This window comes from Nocardia sp. JCM 38205 (assembly GCF_058222935.1).
In genome coordinates, this window is sequence record NZ_JBYHFL010000003.1 from 562,984 (window position 1) to 581,035 (window position 18,052).

The 18,052-nt window shown below is 67.7% G+C and carries 17 protein-coding genes and 1 tRNA gene; 8 read left to right on the top strand and 10 right to left on the bottom strand.

Features of this window, described 5'->3' with window-relative positions; genetic code table 11:
- Window positions 1-31 precede the first annotated feature (31 nt).
- Window positions 32-1,435: an MFS transporter gene (locus AC4HOU_RS14390; RefSeq protein ID WP_490724619.1), complete on the bottom strand. Its 1,404-nt coding sequence runs from the start codon at window positions 1,433-1,435 to the stop codon at window positions 32-34.
- A gap of 82 nt (window positions 1,436-1,517) precedes the next feature.
- Between AC4HOU_RS14390 and AC4HOU_RS14395 the strand changes: the two genes are divergently transcribed.
- Window positions 1,518-1,958 carry a winged helix-turn-helix transcriptional regulator gene (locus AC4HOU_RS14395; RefSeq protein ID WP_195020601.1) on the top strand — a complete coding sequence of 147 codons (441 nt, stop codon included), beginning with the start codon at window positions 1,518-1,520 and terminating at the stop codon, window positions 1,956-1,958.
- 18 nt (window positions 1,959-1,976) lie between these two features.
- Here AC4HOU_RS14395 and AC4HOU_RS14400 read toward each other — a convergent pair whose 3' ends face one another.
- Complete coding sequence (locus AC4HOU_RS14400; protein WP_163817537.1) at window positions 1,977-2,606, bottom strand: TetR/AcrR family transcriptional regulator; 630 nt, start codon at window positions 2,604-2,606, stop codon at window positions 1,977-1,979.
- A 12-nt stretch (window positions 2,607-2,618) separates the two neighbouring features.
- Here AC4HOU_RS14400 and AC4HOU_RS14405 point away from each other — a divergent pair, with 12 nt between their 5' ends.
- The 3 genes from AC4HOU_RS14405 (at window position 2,619) to AC4HOU_RS14415 (ending at window position 4,491) form a co-directional block, all read left to right on the top strand.
- The gene (locus AC4HOU_RS14405; RefSeq protein ID WP_490724620.1) at window positions 2,619-2,909 is read left to right on the top strand and encodes a hypothetical protein; all 291 of its coding nucleotides are present in this window, start codon (window positions 2,619-2,621) and stop codon (window positions 2,907-2,909) included.
- Window positions 2,910-2,928: 19 nt separating this feature from the next.
- On the top strand, window positions 2,929-3,591 hold the full coding sequence (locus tag AC4HOU_RS14410; RefSeq protein WP_195020604.1) for an SGNH/GDSL hydrolase family protein: 663 nt from the start codon (window positions 2,929-2,931) through the stop codon (window positions 3,589-3,591).
- 183 nt (window positions 3,592-3,774) lie between these two features.
- Window positions 3,775-4,491, top strand: coding sequence for a histidine phosphatase family protein (locus AC4HOU_RS14415; RefSeq protein WP_163817543.1), 717 nt, complete (start codon window positions 3,775-3,777; stop codon window positions 4,489-4,491).
- A gap of 76 nt (window positions 4,492-4,567) precedes the next feature.
- On the opposite strand, the gene AC4HOU_RS14420 is transcribed toward AC4HOU_RS14415, so the two are convergent.
- Together AC4HOU_RS14420 and AC4HOU_RS14425 are read right to left on the bottom strand one after the other, a co-directional pair.
- Window positions 4,568-5,368 carry an alpha/beta fold hydrolase gene (locus tag AC4HOU_RS14420; RefSeq protein WP_228815263.1) on the bottom strand — a complete coding sequence of 267 codons (801 nt, stop codon included), beginning with the start codon at window positions 5,366-5,368 and terminating at the stop codon, window positions 4,568-4,570.
- Window positions 5,369-5,502: 134 nt separating this feature from the next.
- Window positions 5,503-6,723 (bottom strand): helix-turn-helix domain-containing protein, encoded by a 1,221-nt coding sequence (locus AC4HOU_RS14425; RefSeq protein ID WP_490724621.1) that lies wholly within the window; start codon window positions 6,721-6,723, stop codon window positions 5,503-5,505.
- Window positions 6,724-6,894: 171 nt separating this feature from the next.
- On the opposite strand from AC4HOU_RS14425, the gene AC4HOU_RS14430 reads away from it, so the two are divergent.
- Window positions 6,895-7,194, top strand: a complete 300-nt coding sequence (locus AC4HOU_RS14430) for a hypothetical protein (protein WP_195020606.1) — start codon at window positions 6,895-6,897, stop codon at window positions 7,192-7,194.
- A gap of 557 nt (window positions 7,195-7,751) precedes the next feature.
- Here the strand turns inward: AC4HOU_RS14430 and AC4HOU_RS14435 are convergent.
- From AC4HOU_RS14435 to AC4HOU_RS14450, 4 genes are all read right to left on the bottom strand, one after another.
- On the bottom strand, window positions 7,752-8,546 hold the full coding sequence (locus tag AC4HOU_RS14435; protein WP_195020607.1) for a hypothetical protein: 795 nt from the start codon (window positions 8,544-8,546) through the stop codon (window positions 7,752-7,754).
- Window positions 8,547-9,068: 522 nt separating this feature from the next.
- Window positions 9,069-9,141 (bottom strand) — tRNA-Arg (locus tag AC4HOU_RS14440).
- A 346-nt stretch (window positions 9,142-9,487) separates the two neighbouring features.
- On the bottom strand, window positions 9,488-10,960 hold the full coding sequence (locus AC4HOU_RS14445) for a flavin-containing monooxygenase (RefSeq protein ID WP_195020608.1): 1,473 nt from the start codon (window positions 10,958-10,960) through the stop codon (window positions 9,488-9,490).
- Between the two features lie 76 nt (window positions 10,961-11,036).
- Window positions 11,037-12,179: an acyl-CoA dehydrogenase family protein gene (locus AC4HOU_RS14450; RefSeq protein WP_195020609.1), complete on the bottom strand. Its 1,143-nt coding sequence runs from the start codon at window positions 12,177-12,179 to the stop codon at window positions 11,037-11,039.
- Window positions 12,180-12,602: 423 nt separating this feature from the next.
- Between AC4HOU_RS14450 and AC4HOU_RS14455 the strand changes: the two genes are divergently transcribed.
- Window positions 12,603-14,249, top strand: a complete 1,647-nt coding sequence (locus AC4HOU_RS14455; protein WP_195020610.1) for a long-chain fatty acid--CoA ligase — start codon at window positions 12,603-12,605, stop codon at window positions 14,247-14,249.
- Window positions 14,250-14,335: 86 nt separating this feature from the next.
- On the opposite strand, the gene AC4HOU_RS14460 is transcribed toward AC4HOU_RS14455, so the two are convergent.
- Both AC4HOU_RS14460 and AC4HOU_RS14465 read right to left on the bottom strand, forming a co-directional pair.
- Window positions 14,336-14,728, bottom strand: a complete 393-nt coding sequence (locus tag AC4HOU_RS14460) for an SCO5389 family protein (protein WP_163814437.1) — start codon at window positions 14,726-14,728, stop codon at window positions 14,336-14,338.
- 56 nt (window positions 14,729-14,784) lie between these two features.
- Window positions 14,785-15,831, bottom strand: a complete 1,047-nt coding sequence (locus AC4HOU_RS14465; protein WP_195020611.1) for an NAD(P)H-dependent flavin oxidoreductase — start codon at window positions 15,829-15,831, stop codon at window positions 14,785-14,787.
- A 341-nt stretch (window positions 15,832-16,172) separates the two neighbouring features.
- On the opposite strand from AC4HOU_RS14465, the gene AC4HOU_RS14470 reads away from it, so the two are divergent.
- Complete coding sequence (locus AC4HOU_RS14470) at window positions 16,173-16,937, top strand: M23 family metallopeptidase (RefSeq protein ID WP_425343122.1); 765 nt, start codon at window positions 16,173-16,175, stop codon at window positions 16,935-16,937.
- Between the two features lie 87 nt (window positions 16,938-17,024).
- A complete protein-coding gene (locus AC4HOU_RS14475) occupies window positions 17,025-18,008 on the top strand; it encodes a helix-turn-helix domain-containing protein (RefSeq protein ID WP_195020612.1) in 984 nt (327 codons plus the stop codon).
- Window positions 18,009-18,052 lie beyond the last annotated feature (44 nt).

Sequence of the window (18,052 nt, forward strand, 5' to 3'; positions counted from 1 at the left end):
GCGTTTCGAAGAGCAGTCCCACAAGGGAATACTAGGTCGGCCGGCACGTGCCGCAGGCCTGCTCCGCGCCGAGGCTCCGGGCTGACTGTGGCGGGACACCGGTGTCCGCTGGGCTCGCCGAACCCGGAGTCGGTGTCTCGTATCGCCGGGTTCGGATCGCCTTCCCCTGCCGTCCCGCGATGGTCCGGACGGTGAGTGCGCACGCCGCGAATCCTGCGCCGAGCAGGCAGCAGCCCGCCCAGCCATACGCGGTGAACACTGCCGTGGTCGCGGCAGCGCCGAGGGCGGAGCCGAGGGAGTAGAACACCATGTAGCCGCCGATGACGCTGCTGACGCGGTCCGGGTACGCGGCGGTGAGCACATGCTGATTGCTCACGTGGACCGCCTGCACCGCGAAATCGAGTATCACCACGCCGACCGCGAGCAGCCACAGCGAGTGCGGGAGTTGCGCGATGGCCGCCCACGAGAGAATCAGCAGGGCGAGCGCGGCGCCGGTCACCGACTTCGCCCGGCCCGCATCCGCCCACCGGCCCGCGCCTGCCGCTCCGAGCGCACCCACCAGCCCGGCCACGCCGAACAGTCCGATCCGGCTTTCGCTCAACTGCCACGGTGCGTCCGCCAGCGACACGGCATATCCGCTCCACAGGGTGCCGAACGAGGCGAACAAGAAGAATCCGATCAGCCCGTGTGCCAGGAAGTTTCGCCGGGTGAACAGCCTGCTGAGTGCGGCGACGGCTCGGCGGTAGGCCGTGGGCGTCGGCCGCTCGGGCGACGGTGGGGCTTGGCGTGACAGGGGTGCGTGGTGCCGAGTGGCTGGGTGGTGCGAGGGGGCTGGATGGTGCGGACTGCCTGCGTGGTGCGAGGGGGCTGCGTGCTGCGGAGTATCTGCGTGGTGCGGCAGTGCGACGAGGACGAGAGCGGCCAGGACGACCGACAGCACCGCGAGCGCACCGTAGACGCTGCGCCAGCCGCACAGGTCGGCGAGCCCTCCGGTGACGACTCGCGCGCCCAGGATGCCGACCACCACCCCCGCGGTCACCACGCCGATATTTCGGCCGCGTTCACCAGGCGCCGAGACCGACGCCGCGTAGGCCACCGTGGTCTGCACGACGACCGCGACCACCCCGGTCGAGGCCAGGCCGATGAACGCCACCCACGCGGCCGACGCCGTCGCGGTCACGAGGAGCCCAGCGGCGATCAGCGCGAGGTGCGCGGCAATGAGGCCCCGCCGGTCGGCGACCACATCGCCGAGCGGAACCAGCAGGATCAAGCCGGCCAAGTAGCCGAGCTGAGCAGCAGCGACGAACCACCCCGCGCGTTCGGCCGGCACGCCGAGATCGCGCGCCATGGGCTCCAGAATCGCCTGCGCGGCATAGATGCTCGCGACCGCGACAGCACACACCAGTGCGAGCAGAGCCCGCTGCCGAACACCCATCACCCTCCAATCGGTAGCAAAATGCAACTGATCTGACGGTAAGGCATGATGGTTTCAAACTGCAACTGATCGGAAAGGTGACATGCCGCCCACTGTGAGCTGGACCGACCCGCACTGCCCGGTCGCCCGCACCCTCGACCTCGTCGGCGACCGGTGGAGTCTGCTCGTCATCCGCGACGCCATGGACGGCGCTCGATCGTTCACCGAATTCCAGCGCCGCACCGGCATGGCCCGCAATATCCTCACCGACCGCCTCCGCAAACTCACCGACCACGGCCTGATCACCCAGCGCACCGCCCCCTCTGGCCGCCGCAGGGAATACGTACTCACCGAAGCCGGCCGCGACCTGTTCCCGGTCATCGTGACGCTGCGGCAATGGGGTGAACGGCACGCATTCGGCCCAGGCGAAACCCACTCCGCCCTCGTAGATGAACACGGCGCGCCGCTCCCGTCGCTGGCGCCGATCGACGCGGACGGGGCGCCGCTCGGGCCGGACAACACGCGAGTACTGAAAGTCGACTAGCGCGGCCGGCGGTCTCCTTCACGTGCCGCCCGCGAGCAGGCCGTCGATCACCTGCCGCGCCATGCTCACGCTGTCCTCCTCGCCCAGGCGCAGGGCCAGATTGACCGCATTCAATACCGCGCTGACCTGGAAGGCGGCCACCGCGGGATCGAGGTCGGCGACCTCTCCCGCGGTGACGGCCAGCTCGAATTGCGTCGCGAGAGTCGTGTGCCACGCGCGCTGTTGCGCCGATAGCGCATCTCGGACCGGGCCGGGCCGGCTGTCGAATATCGGCAGGTTCGCGCCCCAGAAGCAGCCGCCGGCGAACAGGGGTTGTGCGGCGTAGTCGATCCACCGGTCGACCAGCGCACGGATTCGCGCGGCGCCGGCGGGGGCATCCTCGGCGGGCCGGACGACGGCTTCGGCGAAGGCTTCCTGCGCTGCTTCCACGGTCGCGAGCTGTAGTGCCTCTTTGGTTCGGAACAAAGTCTGGATGCCGGCCTTGCTCATGCCGAGATCTCCGGCGAGGCGCCCGAAGCTGAGGACGTCGAGACCGTCCTGCGAGGCGATATCGACGGCGCGGCGGGTGACTGCGCGCCGGGAGCGGGCTCCCCGCTGTAGCCGCAGGTCGGCGCTTTCCCTCGCCGTTGGGTGCCCAGTGGTGACCATACGGTCGATCGTATGCCGCTCGGGGAATCCGGTCGACGGGTTGTGAAATACATACGGTCGACCGTATTGTTACCGGTGTCGCATCGGAACGTGCTCGGGTACGTCGCCGAGCCTGGTGCGGGCGAGGAGGAATGCCCGATGGATGGCGTAACCGCCGAGCAATCGCTCACTTCGAACACGAGGGGTCGTGACCATTCGACGGCAATCGTGTGGATTCTGTGCGCGGCTGCCTTCATGGCGATGCTCGCCGTCTTGGTCGCCGCCACCGCCCTCGGCCTCACTGCCCGTACCCGCACGTCGTAACCGAAACAAGGAGCCGCACATGCCGGACATGACCGAACACACCGACCCCCTCTGCCTTTCCGAGGCAACCGCCGCCGCCTTACTGGTCGACGCCCCCTGGCGCCGATTCGGCGTCATCGGCGACAGCCTGTCCGCCGGTATCGGCGACCCCACGCCCGGCTATGCGAACAAGGGGTGGGCGGACCGAGTCGCGGCTGCCCTTCGGCTCGTCGCCCCCGATGCGCAGTACCGCAACCTCGCGGAGATCGGCGCCACCACTTCCGAGACCATCACCGGCCAGCTCGACCGAATGGCCGAATTCGCCCCCGACCTGCTGCACCTTCCCTGCGGCCCCAACGACATCATGCGCCGTGACCCCGATTTCGACGAGATCGAACAGACGCTGCGCCGCATGTATGACGCCGCCTCCCGCACCGGCGCCCAACTGATCACCTTCACGCTCGGCAGAGCATTCGTCATGCCGTCATTTGCCGACTGGAACCAGCGGAGCCGGGCGATGAACGACATCACCCGCCGCGTCGCCGGCGACTACGGTGCCCTCGTCATCGATATGTGGAACCACCCGGTCAACGATCGCGACAACCTGCTCAGCGCCGACCGCATCCACTTCTCCACCTCCGGCCAGGCGGTGATGGCCGCTGAAGTCATCCGGGGACTGGCTGGTGTGCCGGCGATCCGGTGAGAGTGCGTGCTTACCAGGTAACGCGGGCCCTGCTCGACTCGTGGGCGAAATCGGTACCGGAACGTAGCCGAAGCTTCCCATCCACCGGGAGATCGAGCTCGACGCCCGTCGAGCCGCTCTTAGTGTGACTCCGGCCACTGACACGTCCCAGTGTGGTGCGCAGCATATCCACGAGGAGTCCCAATGAATCTGATGAAGTCTCGCCTGTTCGCGGTGATCGCGACGATCATCGCGGCGGTGGCGCTGATGGCAGCCGGAGCCGGTAGCGCGGCCGCGGCGCCGCACACCGGGGAAATGTTCCTCACCTTTGTCCGCCACGGTGAATCGGCAGGCAACACCTCCGGTCTGATCGACACTTCCGTGCCGGGACCCGGCCTCACCGAGAAGGGGCGGGTGCAGGCCGCCGCGGTGGCCCAGCTGCTGGGCGATTGCAAGTTCGACGGTGTCTACGCGTCGACGATGGTGCGGACCCAGCAGACGGCGGAGCCGACCGCCCAGCTGTGCGGCCATCCGACGGTCGTCGAAGAGGGATTCCACGAGATCGAGGCGGGCATCTACGAGGGCACCCCGGAGAAGGACGCGCGCGAGGGCTACTTGGCCGCACCGATCCAGTGGTTGCAGGGCAACCTGGATGCCAGGATCCCCGGATCGCTCAACGGCCACGAATTCAAGAAGCGCATGGACGACTCCATCCAGGACATCCAGGACCGCGGCAACAAGCGCGCGGTGATCTTCTCGCACGGCGGCGCCATCATGTTCTGGGCACTCATGTCGGTCTCGAACCCTGATATGAGCAAGCTCCAGTCCGATCCGCTGCACAACACCGGACGGGTGGTCGTGAAGGGCACCCCGGCCAAGGGCTGGAAGCTCGTGTCGTGGGACGGCCATCCCGCGGCCTGATCCGCGAACCGGCGAGACCGGACCACACCGAGTGCGGTCCGGTCTCGGTCCGAGCCGGGGCGGTGACGTCGTCGGCTCACGCTCCGATCTCGCGGACCGCGTCGGCGATGGCGCGAAAGTCTTTGCTCAGGATCTTGGAGTGATTGCTGGAAACCTTCGCGCTGAGCACGACATTCGGGTTGTTGGCGAATACCGGTTCGAGCGAGGTCCGCGCCTTTTCCATCTCGCCGTCCTCGCTGCCGAGGCTGTTACCGGTGGCCACCACGAACCGCACCGGCCGTCGCAGGCGCTCGAGGACCGGGCCGCTGGCGTCGGCGAGCTCGTTGAGTTCGATATTGACCTCGGCGTGCTGGGCGGCGCTCATCCGCGCGGCCATTCCGAACGGACGGGTCAGCGGGAGCAGGAACCGCATGCGGTGGAACAGTTTCCGGATACGTTCGGCGCCTTCGGCGCCGGTGAGTCCGTGGGGTGCGGAGTCGACGGTGACCACGCCGGCAACGCGGTCGGGGTTGCGGTCGGTCCAGTGCCAGGCCAGCACCCCGCCGTAGGACCAGCCGACGAGAATCGCGCGGTCCACCCCGCGTGCGGCGAGGACGGCGTCGATATCGCGCAGGCACGCCTCGAAGGAATAGTCGGACGATTGCTGCGACTTGCCGCGGGCCCGCTCGTCGAAGGTGATGTGCCGCAGGCCGGGCCCGAGCTCGGCGATCACCTTCCGCCAGTGCTTGTGGTCGGCGTAGGCGCCGTTGAGGTAAACCACCGGAGTACCGGTGCCGCCGGTGTCGGTCACGTACAGTGCGGTGTCCTCGACGGGCACCATGCCGGTCCACGCCGTTGCGGTCGATTCGTTGGTCTGGGTGTTCAGTGCGTTCGTCATGTGAATAGAGTCGCCGCCCGGGCTGACACTGCCCTGATACCGGACTGACACCGCCGCTGACACCCTCGCGTCGAGATCGGGCAGCGGCGTCGTAGGTCGATCTCGGCAGCGGTCACGCGAGCGAATCGGGAAGCTCAGGCGGGTACCACGCCGACCCGTCGCGCGAGCTTGCCGAGTTCGCCGGTGGTGAGGTCGCGCCGGGCGGTGCGCATCATGTGGCCGACGAGTTCGCGGACGTGGGTCATATTTCGAACGTGCTGGGGCGCTGTGTGTTCGGCTCGCAGCAGCGCGTACAGCGAATCGCGGTAGTCGCGTTTCATCGCGTGCGCCCGGCCGATCTCCACGAAGTACTGAGCGCGCCGTCCTTCGGCGGGGAGATCGTTTGGTGACAGCGACGGTGCGAGCGCGAGTACCTGACCGGGCTCGCGGCGTTCCATCGCGGCCGACATGCGCCACAGCTGGACGTTCGCCGGGCCGAATGTGGGATTGCGCAGGATCGACGTGCCGGCGGGGGCATCGGCCAGTCTGCGCGCCTGCTCGGCTGCCTCGTCCAGATGCGGGTCCGGGTCGCCGCCCATTGCAGCCGTCACCAGCGACGCTTGGAGGTGCAGCATTCCGTACGTTTCGATTTCGCCGACCGTGTGCACGTCGGCGGCGATCTGCTCGGCTGTGCCTTCGGCGTGCTCCAACGCGGCAGGCAGGGAGCCGGGACGCGACAGCAGCACTTGCGACCGAGCGAAGGCCGTGGCGGCGAGCGCGGCAGTACCGCCGATGTTGCGGGCAGCGTTCTCGGCTTCCTGCGCTGCCGTCCAGGACAGTGCACCGTACCCGCGTGCCTTGAGCGCGGCGGCCGTGGTGTGCGCAACCATGCTCAGCACGTCCCACGCCCGTTCACGGTCGGTGGCGCTGCCGTCCCGGATGTGCCGGTAGCAGTCGGTCAGCATCGGCGCGAGCATCGGACCCAGCGCCGCGTAATCGCAGGCAATGCGCAGCTCTGCGGCATGGTTGGCGGCGGTGGTCAGTTCGTTCAGAGGGCGCGGCGGCGCGGTGTGGGTGACGTTGCCCGCCGTCCACAAGGCAATCTCGATATCGGGTACCGACAGGTGGAATCCGGCGGCGGACGGGTCCTGGCGGTCTTGCTCGTAGCCGGTCAGGTCGCCGAGTGTGCAACCGAGCGCACCGGCCAATGCCAGCAGCACGCGGCGCGAATCGACCGGCCGGAGGCCCGTCTCATACTTGGCGATCACCGAGCGGCTGACCCCTATCCGGTCGGCGAGTACCTGTTGGGTGATTCCACGCCGACAGCGAATCTGGCGTACTCGTTTCCCGATGTAGGTATCCGGTTCGTCGGTCATGCCGCGCACCTGCGCTCTCCCTGTCGAGTCCCACGCTTTACGTGCATTGTTCCATCTCGGAACAGGATTCGTTCGTCCCATTGCGAAGCTCCGATGCACGCCCCGCCGCCGGGTCGAACCCGATTCCCCGGCGGCGGGTGCAAGCCACGGACACCGACAGCAGGGGGCACGATGAGACCGACCGCACTCGGATGGATCGACTACGAAGTGAGCGCCGCGCCAGGATGGGAACGGGCGCAGGTAACGAGATTCGCGCGGCACCTCGGCTACCGGATCGTGTGGCCGGACGACCGGTCGGTGTTGCCGATCGCCGACCAAGCACGCAATGCCGGGGCGGATGTCGTGATCGTGCCCGCGCCGAGCCACCTCGGCCCGCTGGAGCTGAACCGGGTCATGAGCGTGGCCGACGTGGAGGTGATCTTGCCCCGACTGTCGTTCGCCCGCTGGGGGCTGGTGCGGATCGACCGGTGATCGCGCTCGGATGGGTCGTCGTGATCGCGGTACCGGTGGGCGTATTTGTGTGGGCGGTGCTCTGGCCACGCCGGTGACGACGACCTGCGGGGTTCGTTACTCCACCGAGTGTGGACAAGGTGGCCGGGCTCCGAGTGACGAACTGCCAACAGTTTCGGCGCTTTGATCTGGTCAAACTCTGTGCCCTCGGCGGGGTCGAACCTGCGACACCCGCTTTGAAGAGCGGATGACGCGTGTCTAACCTGGACGGCGTTGGTTGGCATCGTTGATACGTGATAGCACCGGCTGGTGCTGCTGCGTACGAACTGCGCACCGAAGCGGCGGGACTGATACCCCGGCCGCTTTGTCGTGCCCGGTCCACGTGCCTGGTCTGGGTTGGCCTGTGCATGAAGGGGCTGGCTACCCGCCCACCCCGTAGGCGCCTCCCTTCGTACGGAGAGGCTCGCGGGGTGCACGAGCACAATGCAGGCCAATTCACAATGCAGGCCAATCCAGGGGCAGGTCGAAGCGACCGAAGACTGCTCCATCGTTCCCACGGCTACCGGATTTTCAGCAACTCATTCACTCAGTTCAGCCGGTTGGGGACGTGTGGGAAGCTGTGCCTTGGAGCGGAGTTCGGCAGCTTTCGCCTGTTTGTCCAAGTGCCACTGGGTAGTTAGTCCGAGCACTTCGTCAGCGGTGGCGTTCAAGTCCTCTGCCAGGCTTGGCAGGGCATCTGGCGTGACTATCGTGATTATCGTGTGCGGCGGGTCCGTCGGAGTGAGTTGATAGCGCCACTCGATCGTTCCTCGATCGATCGGAGTCAAACGCTCATTGCTGTCGCTATCCAATTCGCACTGTAGAAGGGGAGCGTCTACGAGCAAGACAGGAAGGACAATGGAGTTGAACGTGTCTTCCTTGCGACGCGCTCGCTGGTGCCACCGTTGAATCCCCGCGGCGGCTTTTGCAGTCGACAGCATTGCCCCGAAGGCAGCATCCTGGTTGTCGCCCGCGAAGGCTCGCACGAGTGCATACCCGTGGGGACTGTATCCATCAAGAAGCGGAAGCTCAGCAGACTCAACCCGCAGTGGCCGGATCCAATTCCGATCGGGGGCCACGAACCGCTGGCCCCTCCGTGCCGTCGAGGTCATCCGGGTAGGGCCGTCAGTGAAGAGGATCCACGGCTTGTCCTTCGACGACTTGCACTCGATAGCAAGACTGACCTGGACTATCGCGTATTCGTCATGGGGGTAGAACCGCCGAGCGTACGCGTAGATGTCTGTCTCGCGTTGTTGGCCGGTCTCGACATCGGCGTAGTACCAGCCCAAGGTCGTGTCGATGTCGTTCGCCGCCAGCGCTTTGGCTGTGCGCATCTCAAGGGGATACCCCCTGCTCACGGAGCCATTTGGCGATCTTGGCCGTGAACTGTTCATTTGCGTCCATCACGGTCAAGTACACCATCGTGGACCTATCCATGAAGCGGACCGCTCGATCGAAGGACTCATCGCCGAACCGTACTTGCGCAGAACTTTCGGCTGGGACGGCTGCGAACGGTCACGGCTCGGTGCGCGGCAGATGTTCTACGAGGCAAGCGAGCGAAGCTCGTACGGCAGCACCGTATGGGAGTCGGCGCGCTGATGGCCGTCGATCGAGGAGATGCCGGGCGATTCGGGCTCGGGAATCCGTTCAGCAATCGGGTCAGGCCTCGTAGCGTACCGGTCTACCGCTCGGGTCAATGTTGTCAGAGCTGCAAGGAGTCAGGGCGCCTGGTGGTACCGCGCACGCGCCGCCGGAGGCGCCTTGACTCGGCCCCAAGGTTTCGCGGCTACCGTACGGAACGTGTGGAAGGGCGAACAGGTAGGGCAAGGAAGTTGCCTAACCTGCACAGATGTCTGTGCCCTCGGCAGGATTCGAACCTGCGACACCCGCTTTAGGAGAGCGGTGCTCTATCCCCTGAGCTACGAGGGCCAGTCCGGTGGGGGACGGTGGGAGTCTACCGGGTGTGGGGCGTGGGGACAGCATCTGTGGTGCGTGCGATCCCGGAGACGGGGTATGAGGGGGTTAGGACAGGTTGTGGAAGGAGATGGATATGCGGCGGATGTCGGTGATTATTGCGGGGGCGATGGTGGTTGCGGGGGTGGGGAGCGGGGTGGCTGCGGCCGAGACCGGCGCGGCTGCTCCCCCGGGGGGGGGGGCAGCGTACAACCCCCTCCCGAAAATCCCACCCCCCCCCTTCGGTTCGCCGGTGTTGTGCGCGTTGGCGAAGATTCTCAACCCGTTGCTGCCGGGGGCCGGGTCGGTGGGGATCTGACGGTCAGCGGGCCCCTGCGGGGATGCGGGTTTCCTGGTAGTCGGCCGGGTCGAAGTGGCGGGTCTTCCAGCGGTAGAGCAGGGTGGCGCCGGGCCAGTTGTTGGTGATGCGGCCGGAGGCGTTGCGGTACCAGCTGGAGCAGAAGTTCCAGGGGGTGTCCTTCAGCCGGTTCTGGAGCCAGTCGTCCCACTGCTGTTCGGTGTCGGGGCGGGCGGCCAGGCCGCGGCCGGGGTGCTCGCCGAGGTATTCGATGATCTGGCGGATGTAGCGGGCCTGGGCTTCCAGCATGTAGATGATGGAGCCGGAGCCGACATTGGTGTTCGGGCCGTACATCAGGAACAGGTTGGGGAAGTCGGGCACCGAGACGCCGAGGTAGGCGCGGGCTCCTTCGGCGGCCCAGGCGTCGGCGAGCTTGCGGCCGCCGGTGCCGTAGACGTTCATCGGGGCAAGGAATTCGGTGCCCTTGAAGCCGGTGCCGTAGATGATGACGTCGACCTCGTGTTCAACCCCGTCGGCGGTGCGCACGCCCTTCGGCGTGATCTCGGTGATCGCGGTGGTCTCCACGTGCACGTTCGGCTGGGTCAGCGCCGGGAAGTAATCGTTGGACAGCAGGCCGCGCTTGCAGCCTGCCTCGTAATCGGGGGTCAGCTTGGCGCGCAGTTCCGGATCGGGGACCTGCTTGTCGCGATGGCGATCGGCGATGGCGACCACCGGGCCCTTGAGTCCGGGAACATCGGTGATGGCCAGGGCGATCAGCTCGAAGAACGACCAGGCCACGAACCGCTCGGCCATTCGCAGTGGCGGCAGGTATTTGAACAGCGTGTGGTGGATCGGCCGGTATGCCACATCGGGTTTCGGGATGATCCACGCGGCCGAACGCTGGAACAGCGTCAGCTGCTCGACCTTCGGCTGGATCTGCGGGATGTACTGGATGGCGCTGGCACCGGTGCCGATGCACGCCACCCGCTTGCCGGTCAGATCGACGCTGTGATCCCATTCGGCGGAGTGGAACGCCGGCCCGGTGAAGGTGTCCATGCCCGCGATGTTCGGCATGGCCGGGCGGGAGAGCTGGCCGACGGCGGAGATGAGCACGTCGGCGGTTCGGGTCGAACCGTCGGAGAGCCGGACCTGCCACTGCGCGGTGCCCTCGTCGAATTCGGCGTCGGTGACCTCCACGCCGAACTGGATGTGCCGGGTGAGCCCGTATTTGTCGGCCACCCCGCGCATGTAGGCGTGGATATCGGCCTGCTCGGAAAACCGCCGGGGCCAATCGGATTTCGGCTCGAACGACCACGAGTACAGCGGCGACGGCACATCGCAGGCGGCACCTGGATAGGTGTTCTCCCGCCAGACGCCGCCGAGATCCGCGGCCTTCTCCAGGATGGTGAACTCACCGATCCCGGCGCGACGCAGCTCCAGGGCCATGCCGAGCCCGCCGAAGCCGGCTCCGATGATGATGATCGACGGCGAAGTCATGGTTCGAGAGTAGGCCGGAAACGGGCAGGTCCGAAGAGATCGACGGACAACAAATCCATATTTCCGGCCATCGGGCTCACTTCCCGGCGAGCTGCCTGGCGATCACCAGCCGCTGGATCTGATTGGTGCCCTCGAAGATCTGCATGACCTTGGCTTCGCGCATGTACCGCTCGACGGGGAAATCCTGGGTGTAGCCGTAACCGCCGAGTACCTGCACCGCGTCGGTGGTGACCTTCATGGCGGCATCGGTGGCCACCAGCTTGGCCACGCTGGCCTGGCGGGAATAGGGGAGCCCGGCGTCGCGGCGACGGGCGGCATCGAGGTAGGTGGCCCGGGCGGAATCGACGGCGGCGGCCATATCGGCGAGCACGAAACCGAGCCCCTGATGGTCGATGATGTGCTTGCCGAACGCTTCTCGCTCCTTGGCGTAGGCGACGGCGTCGTCGAGCGCGCGCTGGGCCAGACCGGTGGCGACCGCCGCGATGCCGAGTCTGCCGGAATCCAGGGCACTGAACGCGATGGTCAGGCCCTGCCCCTCGGTGCCGATCAGGCGTTCGGCGGGGACGAAGGCGTCGTCGTAGCTCGCGGTGGTGGTCGGGACGGCACGCAGGCCCATCTTCTCCTCGGGCTTGCCGAAGCTCAGGCCCTCGGTGTCCTTCGGCACCAGGAAGCACGACACTCCGCGCGAGCCCTCGCCGGTGCGGGCGAACAGAGTGTAGAAGTCGGCGCGGCCACCATTGGTGATCCAGGCCTTCGAACCGTTGATGCGATAGCCGTCGTCGGTCGCGGTGGCGCGGCAGCGCAGCGCGGCGGCGTCGGAGCCGGCGTGCGGCTCGGAAAGACTGTAGGCGCCGATGGTTTCACCCGAGAGCATGGTCGGCAGCCAGCGCTGCTTCTGCTCATCGGTGCCGAAGGTGAACAGCGGGAAACACGACAGGCTGTGCACGCTCACCGCCACCGCGACCGCGGCCCACCGCGCGCCCAGCTCCTCGAGCACCTGCAGATACACCTCGTAGGGCTGTCCGCCGCCACCGAACTCCTCCGGATACGGCAGGCTCAACAGACCGGCCGCGCCGAGCGCCGGGAAGACGCCGTCGGGGAAGGTTTCGGTCTTCTCGCAATCGACGACCCGCGGCGCCAGCACCTTGTCCGCGATATCGCGGGTCAGCTCGATCAGATCCCGAGCTTCCTCGGTGGGCAGCATTCGATCCACTGGCATGGTGTCAACCTCCGCTGGTCGCCTCGTCCGTCGGTTCGTACCGATGACGCTCACGTTATGCGTGTGCATCTGTGCGTGAATCCGGGGCCGTCGCTCCGCAGCGGCTTACCTGGAGAAAGTGCAGGTCACTGCGCTGCCGGCGATATCGGCGCGGTCGAGTCGTTCGTCCTGCAACCCTGCACAGGTCTCGGTTTCGTCACCCGGGGTGGCGCCGCACGGCCACGGACGCTAGACACATGACGGACCCGTTCACCGGGATCCGGTGCCGGCGGCAAGCTGGGGGTGCCGCCGGCATGCCGGTCCTGCCACCGACCGCACCCCACTCCTGCCTACCCTTGGGTAGGCTCCCGGTGTGATGTGGCTCATGCCCTGGTCGAAGCGCCGAGGCAGGGCCGTTCGCCCGAGAGTGAGGGGTCTTTCCCGATGTTGAGCACCATGCAGGACGACCAGCTGTCGCTGGCGACGTTGTTGCGGTACGCGTCGACCTTCGTCGGCGATGCCACCGTGTCCACCTGGACCGGCGAGGGCGTGCGCACCATGACCTACCGCGAGGTCGGCGCGGATGCGGCGCGGCTGGCGAACGCGCTGCGCGGGCTCGGGATCGGCGAGGGCGATCGCGTCGGCACGTTCATGTGGAACAACAACGAGCACCTGGTCGCCTACGTCGCGGTACCCGCGATGGGTGCGGTGCTGCACGCGCTCAACATCCGGCTGTTCCCGGATCAGCTGGTGTTCGTGGCCGATCACGCCGAGGATCAGGTCGTCATCGTGGACGGCACGCTGGTGCCGATGTTCGCCCAGTACCTGCCGCGACTGAAGACGGTGCGTCACGTCATCGTCGCCAATGGCGATGCCGCGAGCCTCACCGCGCCGGAGGGCGTGCAGGTGCACTCCTACCGCGAACTGCTGGACGCGCAGTCCGACAGCTTCGACTTCCCGGTCATCGACGAACGCTCGGCCGCCGCCATGTGCTACACCTCCGGCACCACCGGCGACCCGAAGGGCGTCGTCTACTCGCATCGCTCGAACTGGCTGCACGCCATGCAGGTCGCCTCGCCCAACGGCATGGGTCTCTACAACACCGACACCATCCTCGCGATCGTGCCGCTGTTCCACGCCAATGCCTGGGGCCTGCCCTACGCGGCGCTGATGGCGGGCGCGAATCTGCTGATGCCGGACCGTTTCCTGCAGCCGGGCCCGCTGCTGGAGATGATGGCCGCCGTCAAGCCGACCTTCGCCGCCGCGGTGCCGACCATCTGGGGTGGCGTGCTGGCCGGCCTGGCCGCCGCACCGCAGGACATCACGCATCTGCGCTCGGTGGTCGTCGGCGGTTCGGCGGTGCCGCCGTCGATGATGCGCGACTTCCAGGAAAAGCACGGCGTGCGAGTGGTGCACGCCTGGGGCATGACCGAGACCTCCCCGCTGGGCAGCGTCGCGCATCCGCCCGCCGGTGTGGAGGGCGAAGAGGAATGGGCCTACCGGATCACCCAGGGGCGTTTCCCGGCCGGCGTGCAGGCGCGGCTGGTCGCCGATGACGGCAGCGTGGTGCCCAACGACGGCGAATCCCTCGGCGAGCTCGAGGTGCGCGGCCCCTGGATCACCGGGTCGTACTATTCGCCCGACGGTTCTCCGGTCGACCCGGACAAGTTCGACGACGGCTGGCTGCGCACCGGCGACGTCGGCAAGATCAGCCCGAACGGCTATCTCACCCTGGTGGACCGCTCCAAGGACGTCATCAAATCCGGCGGCGAGTGGATCTCCTCGGTCGATCTGGAGAACGCCGTGATGGGGCACGCCTCGGTCGCCGAGGCCGCCGTCATCGGGGTGCCGGACGAGAAGTGGGACGAGCGCCCGCTGGTGGCCATCGTGCTGGCCGAAGGCGCCGAGCCCGGCGAGAAGCAGGCCGAGGAACTGCGCGAATTCCTCGCGGCCAAGTTCGCGAAATGGCAGCTGCCGGAACGCTGGACCTTCATCGACGAGGTGCCGAAGACCAGCGTCGGCAAGTTCGACAAGAAGCGACTGCGCGCCCAGTACGCCGACGGCGACCTCGCGGTGATCACCCTCGGCTGACGCTGCTTCACGACGAACGGCCCGCTCGAATCGAGCGGGCCGTTCGCTGTGTACGGCGCTGGCACACCGTATACGAAGGAAAGCGGCTAGCAGTTACGCAGTTCCGGGCTCTGGTTGAGCAGCTGCGCGCGGGTGCTGATGAACCGCGTGTAGGTCTCGCCGCCGACGGCCGCCAGCGGGAAGGCCGCTACCCGGTGGCAGTTCTGGAAGGCCAGCTTCACCCCGAAATGCCGTTCCAAGCCGCCGCGGATCGCGTCCGAGGCGAGTGCGCGCAGCAGTTGACCGCGGGCCACCTCGTCCGGCGGGGGGACCTCGTTGTCGGCGAATTCGGCGGTGCCCTCGTGTAATTCACCGGCCACCCGGCTGACCACTTCCCAGGCGTAGGGCAGGGAGTTCTTGACACATTCGACGAATTCGGCGTCGTCTACCTCGCCTCGTTCGGCGCGTTCGAGCAGTGCGGTGGGGACATCGAGGGACATAGCGCTCTCCTGTCGGTTGCTGCGATCGGCGACTCGATTCTAAACGAAAGTCGTTGTCAACAAGACTGGATTCGCCGTGAAAGTGCCGATTCCAGCGCGGTTTTCGTTTCGGCGGCCAGTGCCGCGACCAGCTCGCCGGCCGGAAGCTGCCTGGTCAGCGAATGCGCTTGCCCGGCCCAGAGGTTCACCGCGTCGGCATCGCCCTCCGCTCGCGCGGCGGCGCGCAACGGCCCTGTGGCGTAGTGGATCTCCGGGTAGGCGACGGGTGCGTCGGCGGTGAAGTCGGTGAGGAAGCGGTTGCGCAGGCCGCGTGCGCGTCGACCGGTGAACGCGCGGGTGAGCATGGTCGGGGTATCGGTGCCGATGGCGGCGCGCAGGAGTTGATTGGTGCCCGCCTCCGGGCAGCGCAGGAACGCGGTCCCCAGCTGAGCGGCCCTCGCTCCCGCGGCGAGTGCGGCGGCGATGCCCGCGCCGGTGGCGATGCCGCCCGCGGCGACGATCGGACGATCCGTCGCGGCGGTGAGCAGTTGCAGCAGGGCCAGCAGGCCCAGCGGGTCGACGGCATCGTCGGCGATCCGGTCGACGAAGGTGGCGCGATGCCCGCCCGCCTCCGCGCCCTGGGCGATGAGGACGTCGGCGCCGGCCTCGACCGCGATCGCGGCCTCGGCGGGCGAGGTGACCGTCACCCACACCTCCGAGCCCGCCTCGTGCAGGCGCGCCACCTCCGCCGCCGAAGGGCAGCCGAAGGCGAAGCCGACCACCGCGACCGGGTCGGCGCTGAGCAGATCGAGCTTGGCTTCCCAGTCGTCGGTGTCGTGGGCCGGCTCGCCCAGCGGGAATCGTGCGCGCAGCCGATCCAGATATCCGGCGAACGCGGCCGGCGGGGTCGGCGGGCTCGGGACGAACAGATTCACCCCGAACGGCTTCGCGGTGGCCGCGCGGGTGGCGGAGATGCGTTCGGCGAGGGTGGCCGCGGTGAGGTACCCGGCGGCCAGTACGCCGAATCCGCCGGCCTCGGCGACGGCGGCGGTGAGTTCGGGAGTTGAGGGCCCGCCCGCCATCGGGGCGAGCACGATCGGCACGTCGATATCGTCGATGATCACGGTTCGAGTCTGCCGCCGTTACCGTTCGCGGACGCGCCTGACCTGCAATTTTCCGCACATACGTGACTGAAACGGCACCGAAGGTTGCGAAATGGTCACGACGGGGTAGAGTTCCCGTCACGACGGATGCCGAAACGTTATTTCGCTCGGTTCCGGCAGATCGTTACTCGAACGGTCGGCACCGGGATCGGCATCCGTGACCATTGTTCATCGGACGCTAGGACGAAGCTTTGCCGCAGCACCGAGTAGGCCCCAGTTCCGTTACCGTCTCCAGCCTTCTCGGCGATGGTGTCGAGGGTCGGCCGACGCGGCACCGCGCCGAAGCCGGTCGGGTCGAACGGGTGAAGGCCGCGGCCACCGCCGCCGTCGCCGCCGGCGCGCTGATCGGCACCGCCTCCCAGATCGCTCCGGCCATCGCCTACGCGTCGCCGTTGCTTCCCGGTTCGCACAATGACAACGACGCCGACCACGAGGTCGCGCCCGTCTCGTTCGCCGAGCCTGCCGCCGAGGCCCCCGCCGCCGAAGCGCCCGCCGCGCCCGCACCGGTCGCCGATGCCGCCACCCCCGTGGCCGCTCCGATCGCCGCGCCCGCTCCGGTCGCCGCCCCGTTCGGACTCGGCGGTCTGCCGCCGGAGATCGCGGGCCCGCTGGCCCATGCCGAGCAGGTGCTCAAGGATCTCCAGCAGCAGGTGGCCCCGGCGCCCGCCGTTCGCCCCGTCGCCGGCGCGATCAGCTCCTCCTACGGCAGCCGCTGGGGCGCGATGCACTACGGCATCGACTTCGCCGACGCGCTCGGCGCCCCGATCCACTCCGTCAGCAGCGGCACCGTCGTCGAGGCCGGCCCGGCCTCGGGCTTCGGGCTCTGGGTCCGCATCCTCCAGGACGACGGCACCACCGCCGTGTACGGCCACGTCAACGACATGTTCGTGCAGGCCGGGCAGCGAGTGAACGCCGGTGACGTCATCGCCACCGTCGGCAACCGCGGCCAGTCCACCGGCCCGCACCTGCACCTGGAGATCTGGGATCAGGGCGGCGCCAAGATCGACCCGATTCCGTACCTGGCGTCCAAGGGCGTGCCCATGGAGTGGGGCCCGTCGTCGCACTGATCCGGCCGCGACCCCTTCTCCTGGACAATTGAGACATTGGCGCTCGCCCGGATCTCCGGACCATCGGCCCACCGCGAGGTGCGCCCGATGACCGAATTGGCCGACATATTCGAACCCGGATCGCTGCACGGCAGGTTGTACGCGCTGCTGGTCCACCATCCCCGGTCCCGGCTCGCCGATATCGCCGACCATCTCGACGTCTCCGAGGCGCAGGCCCGGTGTGCGCTCGATCGGCTCTGCGAGGTGCAGGCCGCGGTGCGCCTCACCGAGAACGACGGCACTCCGGTCTGGGACGCGCACGCACCCGAAGCGCTCTCCGAAGCCGAGGCCAGACGCCGTCAGCAGGAAATCGCCACCATGCACGCCGCCGCCGCGCGGCTGAGCCAGACCTTCCGCTCGGTGCGCCGCTCACCACGCGGGGCGGGCGCGGTGGTGCCGGTGTACGAGCGCCTGGAAATGCTGGCGGATTTCGAAGAACTCCAGGTCAACGCGCGGCGCACGGTCAAGGTGATCGAACGCGGACCGTTCCTCAGCGATGTGGAACGCGAACGTCGCCTGTTCGAGCTCAAACAGTCGCGTATCGGCGACGGCATCCGCTACCGCACTCTCTACCAGGACACCATCTATCAGGATGGTGAGCGGCTGCGGCACGCTCTGGCCACCAATGCCCGCGGCGCGAGTGCCCGCACGCTGCCCGAGCCGCCGTTCAAGCTGATCGTCGTCGACGACGAGCGCGCCAGTCTGGTGCTGCACGCCGACGAACGTCGCTCGGATCCGATGGGCCTGCGTATCACCCGCTCACCCGGCCTCGAACTGCTGGTCAAGACCTTCGACGTGCTGTGGTCGCTGGCCGCGCCGATCTCGGTGCATCCGGCCGCCACCGACCTCGACGAACGCGATCGCGCCATTCTGACCCTGATGGGCCTCGGCGCCACCGACGACACCATCGCCCGCAGGCTCGGCATGTCCCGGCGCACGGTGGTGCGCCGGACAGCGCGGCTGCTGGAGCGTCTCGGCGCCAGCACCCGATTCCAGGCGGGGGTGCAGGCCATCCGCCGCGGTTGGCTGTGACGTGGTTCATCAGAACGGGTAGTACTGCAACATCGGATGGGCCG

Coding starts and splice junctions, on each gene's coding strand:
- AC4HOU_RS14390 (WP_490724619.1), bottom strand. CDS start 1,435: ATGGGTGTTCGGCAGCGGGCTCTGCTCGCACTGGTGTGTGCTGTCGCG.
- AC4HOU_RS14395 (WP_195020601.1), top strand. CDS start 1,518: ATGCCGCCCACTGTGAGCTGGACCGACCCGCACTGCCCGGTCGCCCGC.
- AC4HOU_RS14400 (WP_163817537.1), bottom strand. CDS start 2,606: ATGGTCACCACTGGGCACCCAACGGCGAGGGAAAGCGCCGACCTGCGG.
- AC4HOU_RS14405 (WP_490724620.1), top strand. CDS start 2,619: ATGCCGCTCGGGGAATCCGGTCGACGGGTTGTGAAATACATACGGTCG.
- AC4HOU_RS14410 (WP_195020604.1), top strand. CDS start 2,929: ATGCCGGACATGACCGAACACACCGACCCCCTCTGCCTTTCCGAGGCA.
- AC4HOU_RS14415 (WP_163817543.1), top strand. CDS start 3,775: ATGAATCTGATGAAGTCTCGCCTGTTCGCGGTGATCGCGACGATCATC.
- AC4HOU_RS14420 (WP_228815263.1), bottom strand. CDS start 5,368: ATGACGAACGCACTGAACACCCAGACCAACGAATCGACCGCAACGGCG.
- AC4HOU_RS14425 (WP_490724621.1), bottom strand. CDS start 6,723: ATGACCGACGAACCGGATACCTACATCGGGAAACGAGTACGCCAGATT.
- AC4HOU_RS14430 (WP_195020606.1), top strand. CDS start 6,895: ATGAGACCGACCGCACTCGGATGGATCGACTACGAAGTGAGCGCCGCG.
- AC4HOU_RS14435 (WP_195020607.1), bottom strand. CDS start 8,546: ATGCGCACAGCCAAAGCGCTGGCGGCGAACGACATCGACACGACCTTG.
- AC4HOU_RS14445 (WP_195020608.1), bottom strand. CDS start 10,960: ATGACTTCGCCGTCGATCATCATCATCGGAGCCGGCTTCGGCGGGCTC.
- AC4HOU_RS14450 (WP_195020609.1), bottom strand. CDS start 12,179: ATGCCAGTGGATCGAATGCTGCCCACCGAGGAAGCTCGGGATCTGATC.
- AC4HOU_RS14455 (WP_195020610.1), top strand. CDS start 12,603: ATGTTGAGCACCATGCAGGACGACCAGCTGTCGCTGGCGACGTTGTTG.
- AC4HOU_RS14460 (WP_163814437.1), bottom strand. CDS start 14,728: ATGTCCCTCGATGTCCCCACCGCACTGCTCGAACGCGCCGAACGAGGC.
- AC4HOU_RS14475 (WP_195020612.1), top strand. CDS start 17,025: ATGACCGAATTGGCCGACATATTCGAACCCGGATCGCTGCACGGCAGG.